The organism is Streptomyces sp. NPDC104761 (genome assembly GCF_055583445.1).
The window spans coordinates 682,001-691,215 of record NZ_JBVJNZ010000003.1 but is presented as its reverse complement, the minus strand read 5'-3'; the positions used below and the strand labels follow the sequence as shown (position 1 = coordinate 691,215).

The window sequence follows — 9,215 nt, the reverse complement described above, 5'->3', positions numbered from 1 at the left end:
TTGACTTTTGGCACGCTGTTGAGTTCTCAAGGAACGGTCGCTTCCTTTGTACTCACCCTCTCGGGCTTTCCTCCGGGCTTCCCTTCGGTGTTTCCGACTCTATCAGATCCTTTCGGCGTCCGATTCCCGGTCGGCGGGATTGTCTTGGGGCTTTCCGGCTTTCGCCCGTCGGCCTTTCGACATTCACTACGTTAGCCGATTCCCGCCGGGACTCATAATCGAGTTCCGTGAGCTCGAATTCGGGCATGCGGGCACGCCGAAATCGACCCCGTCAGGGGAAGTCGTAGGTAGTGGGTGGCCGCTTCCGGCTGCTGGCGATTGCCGTACCCGGTTCAAGCGGCTCGGGCTACATTACGCACCTTCCAGGGACGCGTCAACTTGAGCGGCGCCTCGGGACATGGGCCCGATAGGGGCTCACGGTGGGGTCGTTGGCGATCCAGTAGCGCCAGGGATGGATGTCGCCGTCGCCGCCCTCGCCGGCGACTCCGGTGCGCGGACCGTTGCGTACCAGGTCCGTGGGGGCGGGGGTGCCGGTCAGTATCCGCAGCGGGGTCTCCCCGGCGGCACACGCGTCCGTGCCGTCCAGGGCCCGGTCGACGCCCAGGGCGGTGGCCAGCCGAGCCGGGCCTTTGGCCAGTTCTCTGTCGTATCGGGCCGAAAGTCGACGTTTGCGGGCAAGTTCGGCGCCCTCGACGATCTCCCCGGCCCGGAGCAGGACCGCGCACGCGGTGCCCTCGGGACCGCAGACGAGGTTCATGCAGAACCACATGCCGTAGGTGAAGTAGACGTACACGTGTCCGGGCGGACCGAACATCACGTCGTTGCGGGGGGTGCGGCCGCGATACGCGTGCGAGCCGGGGTCGTTCGGGCCGTCGTACGCCTCCACCTCTGTGAGGCGCACCGCGATCGGGCCGTCCGGGGTGGTGCGGACGAGGACGCGGCCGAGGAGGTCGGGGGCGACCTCCAGTACAGGGCGGTCGAAGAAGCTTCTGGGGAGGGGCGTACGGTCCGGTGGCGCGATCATGGCGTCCGAGCCTAGTCCAGACCGATGACGCCAAGGGCTGGTCAAGGATTCGTCTGCTTGCCAGGGTGTGGGCCGGAACCGGTGGTGACCGGATCGCGTTTGTAGGGATCAAGGGTCCCGTACGTACGCAGTAGGTAGTAGAGGAGAGTCATGGGGTTCAAGAAGCTGCTCGCGAGCCTGGGGGCCGGCGGGGCGTCCGTCGAGACGGTGCTCACCGAGGTGAACGTCGTACCGGGCGGGGTCGTCCAGGGCGAGGTGCGGATCCAGGGCGGCTCGGTGAACCAGGAGATCCAGGGCCTGTCCGTGGGGCTCCAGGCACGGGTCGAGGTGGAGCACGGCGACGAGGAGTACAAGCAGAACATCGGCTTCGGCAAGGCGCGGCTGGGCGGCGCCTTCGAGCTGCAGGCCGGGGCCGTGCACGCGGTGCCGTTCGGGCTGGAGATCCCGTGGGAGACGCCCGTCACGATGATCGACGGGCAGGCGCTGCGCGGGATGCACATCGGGGTGACCACCGAGCTGGAGATCGCGCGTGCCGTCGACTCCGGGGACCTTGACCCGATCAACGTGCATCCGCTGCCGGCACAGAAGGCGATCCTGGACGCCTTCATCCAGCTGGGCTTCCGGTTCCGGAACGCGGACCTGGAGAAGGGGCACATCCGGGGGACGCGGCAGACGCTGCCGTTCTACCAGGAGGTCGAGTTCCACCCGCCGTCCCAGTACCGGGGGCTGAACCAGGTGGAGCTGAGTTTCGTGGCGGACGCGCACGCCATGGACGTCATCCTCGAAATGGACAAGAAGCCGGGGCTGTTCAGCGAGGGCAGTGACACCTTCCGGTCGTTCCAGGTGGGTCTGCACGACTTCCACGGGACCGACTGGGCGGCTTATCTCAACCAGTGGCTGTCCGAGGTCGGCAGCAAGCGCAACTGGTTCTAGGCTCGGGAACTGCGGATTCCGTAACGGGTTCCGTCATCGATCAGTATCGATCAGGAGGTACCGAGGTGTCCGAGCTCAAGCGGCGGCCTCTCCCCCATGACTTCCATCCGCCCGTCCCGTCGTTCACGGTGACGAGCGAGGACATCGAGGAAGGGGCGGCGCTCAAGGACGCTCAGGTCTACGCCAAGGGCAACACCTCGCCGCAGCTGCGGTGGGAGGGCTTCCCGGCTGAGACCAAGAGCTTCGCCGTGACCTGCTACGACCCGGACGCCCCGACGGGCAGCGGGTTCTGGCACTGGGTCCTGTTCGACATCCCGGTCTCGGTGACCGAGCTGCCGGCGGGCGCGGGCAGCGGCAAGTTCGAGGGACTGCCCGACGGCGCGGTGCAGGTGCGCAACGACTACGGGTCCAAGGACTTCGGCGGTGCCGCGCCGCCGCCCGGGGACGGGCCGCACCGGTACGTCTTCACGGTGTACGCGGTCGACCAGGAGAAGCTCGGTCCGGACGCCGACGTGTCGCCTGCCGTGGTCGGGTTCAACCTGCGGTTCCACGCGATCGCCCGGGCGCAGCTCATCGGGGAGTACGAGAACCCCGAGCAGGGCTGACGCAGCGCGCGAAATCAGCTGAGCGTTCATTGAACGTTTGCCCGCCTCCGGTCATGGAAGTGATCAGGGGCGGGCAGTTTTTATTGCGTTGTCCATCTCGGCGCGCCCGTCCAGAGTTGATCCAAGCCCGCCGGGGGTGGGCAGGTGCACATGGGAGGTGGGCTGGATGCGTGACACGCTGGTGCTGAACGCGAGCTTCGAGCCGCTGTCTACGGTGACGTTGAACCGCGCCGTCGTTCTGGTGCTCCAGGACAAGGCCGTCGTCGAGCAGGCCCACCCCGAGCTGCGCATGCGCGGTGCCGAGGTGGACATACCTGCGCCCCGGGTCATACGGCTGTGCAGGTACGTACGGGTGCCCTTTCGGAGACAGGCGCCGTGGTCGCGGCGGGGAGTGCTGGTCAGGGACCGGCACCGGTGCGCGTACTGCGGGCAGCGGGCGACGACCGTGGACCACGTGGTGCCGCGGGCTCAGGGGGGCACCGACTCCTGGCTGAACACGGTGGCGTCGTGCGCGGAGGACAATCACCGGAAGGCGGACCGGACGCCGGAGCAGGCGGGGATGCCGTTGCTTCGGAAGCCGTTCGAGCCTTCGCCGCAGGATGCGATGCTCTTGGCCATGGGGGCCGAGGATCTGGCGGCCCTTCCTGAGTGGCTGGCGGGGGATGTGGCCGCCTAGTCGTGTGCCTGGCTGAGGTGGTCGGGCGAGTACAGGTTGTACGTGGCTGATCGCGCAGTTCCCCGCGCCCCTTACCGAGTGCGGGGAACCTTTGTTTTCCGGAACCGTCAGTCGATGTTCGGCTTCTCGCGGCGTTCCTGGGACGGGACGTTGCCTCCGCCGCCGTTGGAACCGCCGCCCAGGGGGCCGAAGTTGCCCATGGCGCCGGAGAGGCCCTTGAGGGCGTCGCCGATCTCGCTGGGGACGATCCAGAGCTTGTTGGCGTCGCCCTCGGCGATCTTCGGGAGCATCTGGAGGTACTGGTAGGAGAGGAGCTTCTGGTCCGGGTCGCCGGCGTGGATGGCCTCGAAGACCGTGCGGACCGCCTGGGCCTCGCCCTCGGCGCGCAGGGCCGCCGCCTTGGCCTCACCCTCGGCGCGCAGGATCTGGGACTGCTTCTCGCCCTCGGCGGTGAGGATCGCCGCCTGGCGGGTGCCTTCCGCGGTGAGGATCGCGGCGCGCTTGTCACGGTCGGCGCGCATCTGCTTCTCCATCGAGTCCTGGATGGAGGTCGGCGGCTCGATCGCCTTGAGTTCGACGCGGTTGACGCGGATGCCCCACTTGCCGGTGGCCTCGTCGAGGACACCGCGCAGGGCCGCGTTGATCTCCTCGCGGGAGGTCAGGGTGCGCTCCAGGTCCATGCCGCCGATGATGTTGCGGAGCGTGGTGACCGTGAGCTGCTCGATGGCCTGGATGTAGCTGGCGACCTCGTAGGTGGCCGCGCGGGCGTCCGTGACCTGGTAGTAGATGACGGTGTCGATGTTCACCACCAGGTTGTCCTGGGTGATCACCGGCTGGGGCGGGAACGGTACGACCTGTTCACGCAGGTCGATGCGGTTGCGGATGGTGTCGATGAACGGGACCACGATGTTCAGGCCCGCGTTCAGGGTCCGCGTGTAGCGGCCGAAGCGCTCGACGATGGCGGCGCTCGCCTGTGGGATGACTTGGATCGTCTTGATCAGGGCGATGAAGACCAACACCACCAGAATGACCAGGACGATGATGACCGGTTCCATCGTCGCTCCCCGTACCCTTCTCCGCCTCGGCGCTTCGGCAGATCTTATGGTTGTTGAAGATCTTGCTGGATGAGTCTGACAGACGCACGCGCAACTCGGGGACTCTTCTGTTCAGTTGAGTCTTACGAGGTCAGATGACGATCGCGGTGGCCCCCTCGATCTCCACGACGTCGACTTCCTGGCCCACTTCGTAGGCACGGTCCGGGTCGAGGGCACGCGCCGACCAGATCTCGCCGGCGAGCTTGATCCGCCCGTCCGCGCCGCCGTCGACGCGTTCGAGTACGACGGCTTGTCTGCCCTTCAACGCGTCGACGCCGGTGGCGAGTTGCGGACGCTGGGCGGCGTGCCGGTTCGCGATGGGCCGGACGACGGCGATCAGTGCGACCGAGACGACGACGAAGACGAGCACCTGGATGACGGTGCCCGCGCCCAGTCCGGCGGTACCGGCGGCGGCCACGGCGCCGACCGCGAACATGCCGAACTCCGGCATCGCGGTCACCACGAGCGGAATTCCGAGCGCCGCCGCGACGACGAGCCACCACACCCATGCGTCGATGCTGTTCACACCGTCATGGTAGGGCCGGGGGTGCCGACCACGACAGTGTGCTTTGCCGGGTCAGGGCCTGTCAGATCCGGTCAGGACAGGGGCAGTCCGTGGGCGGTCCAGCGGTCGCCGAGCTGCTCGACGACGAGCGGGAGGCCGAAGCAGAGGGAGAGGTTGCGGGAGGTGAGTTCGAGCTCCAGCGGGCCGGCGGTGAGGACCTTGCCCTGGCGGATCATCAGGACGTGGGTGAAGCCGGGGGCGATCTCCTCGACATGGTGGGTGACCATGATCATGGAGGGGGCGATCGGGTCGCGGGCGAGCCGGCCGAGGCGGCGGACCAGGTCCTCGCGGCCGCCGAGGTCGAGGCCGGCGGCGGGTTCGTCGAGGAGGAGCAGCTCGGGGTCGGTCATCAGGGCGCGGGCGATCAGGGTGCGCTTGCGCTCGCCCTCGGAGAGGGTGCCGAACTTCCGGTCCACGTAGTCGGTCATGCCGAGGCGGTCGAGGAAGGCGCGGGCGCGCTGCTCGTCGACCTCGTCGTACTCCTCCTGCCAGTGGGCGGTCATGCCGTAGGCGGCGGTGAGCACGGTCTCCAGGACGGTCTGGCGCTTGGGGAGCTTCTCGGCCATGGCGACGCCGGCCATGCCGATGCGCGGGCGCAGGTCGAAGACGTCGACCTTGCCGAGGGTGTCGCCGAGGATGGTGGCGGTGCCCTTGCTGGGGAAGAGGTAGCTGGAGGCGACGTTGAGGAGGGTGGTCTTGCCGGCGCCGTTGGGGCCGAGGATGACCCAGCGCTCGCCCTCCTTCACCGACCAGGAGACCTGGTCGACCAGAGCCCGGCCCTCCCGGACCACGGATACGTCCTGAAGCTCCAGAACATCGCTCATGAGCGCGTTGTCTCCCCTTGCAGTGTCGCCGTTCTCGGCTGTCGCGTACGCCTGTGGCCCGGGCGGCGGCGCCGGTGGGCGCGGCCTTCATGAAATCTACGCCACCAGTGCGCCGCTCCATTCCATCGGTCCTGTCCTTAGGGTGGGGGCATGCTCTCGGAACCTCGTTCAGGACGCCTTGCCGCTTGGGGAAATGCCCTTTTGGCCGGACTTGTCTCTCCGGATGACGCCGTGCTCGCCATCGTCGGCGAGGACGCGGTGCACCGGGTGGAGGGGCTGCCCGGTGAGTCCGCTCAGGTCGGGCTCACCCTTGCGCTGGGGCGGCTGCGGGCGCTGGGGGCGACCGGGCTGCGGGTCGCGCTGCCGGCGTCGGGGCATCCGCTGGGGCTGAGCGGGCCGCCGGAGTTCAACGCGCGGGCGCTGGAGGCCGAGGAGGCGGTCATCTGTCACGGCGCCGCGTTCGGGCTGGTGCCGGAGGTGTACGAGGCCGGGCCGGCCGGTGATGTGCATGTCGAGGTGGTCTGGCACGTGCTGCCGGTACGGGAGGCGCCCCCGGCCGACGTGCCCTCGCTCGGTGAGGCGGAGCGCGAGCTGGCGGAGGCGCTGCGGGACGCGACCGACGTGCTGTCGAAGCTGGACGTCGCGGGGTCGGGGCCGGTGGCGGAGGCGGCGATCGACGCGTACCGGGCGCGCGCGGAGCGGGGCCGGGAGGTGCTGGCCCCGGGGTACCCGCCGCGGGCGGTGCGGGTGCTGGAGCTGGCGCAGCGGGTGGGGCTGCTGGTCTCGCTGGCGTACGACAACGGGCACGGCGGGGCGGTGAGCGCGTCGGAGATGGCGGCGCGGTCGCTGGCGCTGCGCCCGGTGGAGCGGACGGCCCGGCGCGCGCAGGTCGCTGCGTACAACTCCGTTGTGGAGGAGCGGGAGCGAGGACGCTGAGCGCCGGGCGCTCCGCTGGAAGTGCCGTGAGAGGTCGTCGGCCGGCTGCGGCGCCGTCGTGCTGGTCGCGCAGTTCCCCGCGCCCCTGACCGGGCGCTTCACAGCCGTGCCCTGCATAGCCGCGGACAGTCGTGCCGCTGGGGCGGCAAGAAGCCGACCGGCCTTCCGGGGTGTCCGGAAGGCCGGAGGTCGGTGCCGCTGTGCGGCGTGGTCTCAGTGGTTGAGGCCGATGTTGCCGAAGGCCGGGTTCAGCACGCCGACGACGTTGATGCTGTTGCCGACGACGTTGACCGGAACGTCCACCGGGGCCTGGATGACGTTGCCCGAGACGACGCCCGGAGAACCGTGGGCCGCACCGGCCGCGGCGGCACCGCCGGTGTGGGCGGAGGCCAGTCCCGCACCGGCGGCCACGATCCCGCCGGCCACCATCGTCACGGCCGCTGCCTTCTTCAGGTTCTTCACTTCTTGAGCCCTCCTTGGCGATCGCCACGGCGGTCGCCGCAGCACGCACTGAAGAACGGCGGCGGCCGGACAGAGGATGCGCCGTCCGGGTGACATTCCCACGACGGTATGAATCTCAGCCCGGAGGGCGACCCTCCGGGTTGCCGTCGGTGAAGCGTTGCGGAGGGCGTTTCAGCCGGTCACGCCATGGCGAACGGCCCACAGGGCGGCCTGGGTGCGATCGGCGAGGTCGAGTTTCATCAGGATGTTCGAGACGTGCGTCTTGACGGTCTTCTCGGACAGCACCAGGGCACGCGCTATCTCCCGGTTGGAGCGGCCGTCGGCGATCAGCCCCAGCACCTCGCGCTCCCGCTCGGTGAGCGAGCCGCCCCTGCCCTGGCCGGAGTTGGCCTCCTCCTGGGTGAGCAGGGCGCCGGCCACCTCGGGCTGGAGCAGGACGTGCCCGGCGTGCACCGAGCGGATGGCGGTGGCGAGCGCGTCGGGATCGACGTCCTTGTAGACGTATCCGGCGGCGCCCGCGCGCAGGGCCGGGACCACCGTGCGCTGCTCGGTGAAGCTGGTGACGATCAGCACGCGCGCGGGGTTGTCGAGTTCGCGGAGCCTGCGCAGCGCCGCCACGCCGTCCAGGCCGGGCATCTTCACGTCCATGAGGACGACGTCGGGAGTCAGCTCCTGGGCGCGGTCGACCCCCTCGGCGCCGTCGGCGGCCTCGCCGACGACCTCGATGTCGTCCTGGACCTCCAGGAAGGTGCGCAGGCCCCGGCGGACGACCTGGTGGTCGTCGACCAGCAGGACCCGGATCGCGTCAGCCACCGGGGACCTCCATCTCGATCGTGGTGCCCTTGCCGGGCGCCGATTCCACGGTCAGCGTGCCGCCGACGCCGCTCGCCCGGTCCCGCATGGAGACCAGGCCGAGGTGGCGTCCGGCGCGCCGGGTGAGGTGCGGGTCGAAGCCGCTGCCGTCGTCGGTGACCCGCAGGACGGCGCCGCCGCCGCGCCGGTTCACCGTCACGTCGACGTGGCCGGCCCCGGAGTGTCTGAGCGCGTTGTGCAGCGCCTCCTGGGCCACCCGGAGCAGGGCCTCCTCCTGGGCGGCGGGCAGGGCGCGGAATCCGGCGGCGGCGAAGGTCACGCGCGCGGTGTGGGCGCGGTCGAGGACCTGGACCTGGGTGCGCAGGGTGGCGAGCAGGCCGTCCTCGTCGAGGGCGGCGGGGCGCAGTTCGACGACGGCCGCCCGCAGCTCGTCGATGGCCTCGGCGGCGAGCACGGCGACCTGCTGGAGCTCGCCCTTGGCGCGCGAGGGGTCGCGGTCGACCAGGGCGGCGGCGGCCTGGGCGGTCAGGCGGAGGGAGAAGAGCTTCTGGCTCACCGCGTCGTGCAGCTCGTGGGCGAGCCGGGAGCGCTCCTCGGCGATGGTCAGCTCGCGGCTGCGCTCGTAGAGGCGGGCGTTGGTGAGGGCGATGGCCGCGTGCTGGGCGAGGATGGAGAGCAGTTCCTCGTCCTCGGCGGTGAAGCCGCAGCCGCCCTCGGGCTTCTCACAGTTCTTGTTCGCGAGGAACAGTGCGCCGATGACCTCGTCGCCGTCGCGGATCGGCAGGCCCAGGAAGTCGGACATGTCGGGGTGGGCGGAGGGCCAGCCCTCGAAGCGGGGGTCCGTGCGCACGTCGGCCAGCCGCTCGACCTTCGCCTCGCGCAGCATCGCCGCGAGGATGCCGTGCTGGCGCGGGAGCGGGCCGATGGCCTTCCACTGGGCGTCGGTGACGCCGTCGACGACGAACTGGGCGAAGCCGCCGTGGTCGTCCGGCACCCCCAGCGCGGCGTACTGGGCGTCGAGCAGCTCACGGGCGGAGGCGACGATCGTCTTGAGGACGTCGCGCACCTCCAGATGCCTGCTCATGGCCAGCAGCGCGGCGCTCACCGCCGACAGACCGGACCGGGGACCTTGACTCATGTCCTCACGGTACCGGCGGGGTCCGACGGCGCGGATCGGGCCGACGGCGGCCGGGCCTGGGGGGGGGGGGGGGGGGGGGGGGGGGGGGGGGGAGGGGGGGGGGGGGGGGGGGGGGGGGGGGGGGGGGGGGGGGGGGGGGGGGGGT

Annotated in this window: 12 protein-coding genes; 5 read left to right on the top strand and 7 right to left on the bottom strand. The window is 70.2% G+C overall.

Features of this window, described 5'->3' with window-relative positions; all coding sequences use genetic code 11:
• Positions 1–195, top strand: a 195-nt coding sequence (locus ACZ63F_RS12930) for a hypothetical protein (RefSeq protein ID WP_469710501.1), incomplete at its 5' end; no start/stop codon positions are given.
• A gap of 178 nt (positions 196–373) precedes the next feature.
• Here the strand turns inward: ACZ63F_RS12930 and ACZ63F_RS12925 are convergent.
• On the bottom strand, positions 374–1,024 hold the full coding sequence (locus ACZ63F_RS12925; protein ID WP_469710498.1) for a DNA-3-methyladenine glycosylase: 651 nt from the start codon (positions 1,022–1,024) through the stop codon (positions 374–376).
• Positions 1,025–1,174: 150 nt separating this feature from the next.
• Here ACZ63F_RS12925 and ACZ63F_RS12920 point away from each other — a divergent pair, with 150 nt between their 5' ends.
• The 3 genes from ACZ63F_RS12920 (at position 1,175) to ACZ63F_RS12910 (ending at position 3,238) form a co-directional block, all read left to right on the top strand.
• A complete protein-coding gene (locus ACZ63F_RS12920; RefSeq protein WP_352367624.1) occupies positions 1,175–1,957 on the top strand; it encodes a sporulation protein in 783 nt (260 codons plus the stop codon).
• A gap of 65 nt (positions 1,958–2,022) precedes the next feature.
• The gene (locus ACZ63F_RS12915; protein ID WP_469710496.1) at positions 2,023–2,562 is read left to right on the top strand and encodes a YbhB/YbcL family Raf kinase inhibitor-like protein; all 540 of its coding nucleotides are present in this window, start codon (positions 2,023–2,025) and stop codon (positions 2,560–2,562) included.
• A gap of 166 nt (positions 2,563–2,728) precedes the next feature.
• On the top strand, positions 2,729–3,238 hold the full coding sequence (locus ACZ63F_RS12910) for an HNH endonuclease (protein ID WP_352367626.1): 510 nt from the start codon (positions 2,729–2,731) through the stop codon (positions 3,236–3,238).
• Positions 3,239–3,345: 107 nt separating this feature from the next.
• Here ACZ63F_RS12910 and ACZ63F_RS12905 read toward each other — a convergent pair whose 3' ends face one another.
• The 3 genes from ACZ63F_RS12905 to ACZ63F_RS12895 all read right to left on the bottom strand — a co-directional run bounded on the left by ACZ63F_RS12905 (position 3,346) and on the right by ACZ63F_RS12895 (position 5,721).
• Positions 3,346–4,293 (bottom strand): SPFH domain-containing protein, encoded by a 948-nt coding sequence (locus ACZ63F_RS12905; RefSeq protein ID WP_469710492.1) that lies wholly within the window; start codon positions 4,291–4,293, stop codon positions 3,346–3,348.
• Positions 4,294–4,423: 130 nt separating this feature from the next.
• Positions 4,424–4,858, bottom strand: coding sequence for an NfeD family protein (locus ACZ63F_RS12900; protein ID WP_351958541.1), 435 nt, complete (start codon positions 4,856–4,858; stop codon positions 4,424–4,426).
• A gap of 71 nt (positions 4,859–4,929) precedes the next feature.
• Complete coding sequence (locus ACZ63F_RS12895) at positions 4,930–5,721, bottom strand: ABC transporter ATP-binding protein (protein WP_362581048.1); 792 nt, start codon at positions 5,719–5,721, stop codon at positions 4,930–4,932.
• Positions 5,722–5,871: 150 nt separating this feature from the next.
• Between ACZ63F_RS12895 and ACZ63F_RS12890 the strand changes: the two genes are divergently transcribed.
• Entirely contained in the window at positions 5,872–6,657 is a 786-nt protein-coding gene (locus tag ACZ63F_RS12890) for a hypothetical protein (protein ID WP_469710489.1), read from the top strand.
• 213 nt (positions 6,658–6,870) lie between these two features.
• On the opposite strand, the gene ACZ63F_RS12885 is transcribed toward ACZ63F_RS12890, so the two are convergent.
• From ACZ63F_RS12885 to ACZ63F_RS12875, 3 genes are all read right to left on the bottom strand, one after another.
• Positions 6,871–7,119, bottom strand: coding sequence for a chaplin (locus ACZ63F_RS12885; protein WP_469710487.1), 249 nt, complete (start codon positions 7,117–7,119; stop codon positions 6,871–6,873).
• A 171-nt stretch (positions 7,120–7,290) separates the two neighbouring features.
• A complete protein-coding gene (locus ACZ63F_RS12880) occupies positions 7,291–7,932 on the bottom strand; it encodes a response regulator transcription factor (protein ID WP_351958537.1) in 642 nt (213 codons plus the stop codon).
• Positions 7,925–9,070: a GAF domain-containing sensor histidine kinase gene (locus tag ACZ63F_RS12875; protein ID WP_469710485.1), complete on the bottom strand. Its 1,146-nt coding sequence runs from the start codon at positions 9,068–9,070 to the stop codon at positions 7,925–7,927. The genes ACZ63F_RS12880 and ACZ63F_RS12875 overlap by 8 nt, the downstream gene beginning before the upstream one ends.
• Positions 9,071–9,215 lie beyond the last annotated feature (145 nt).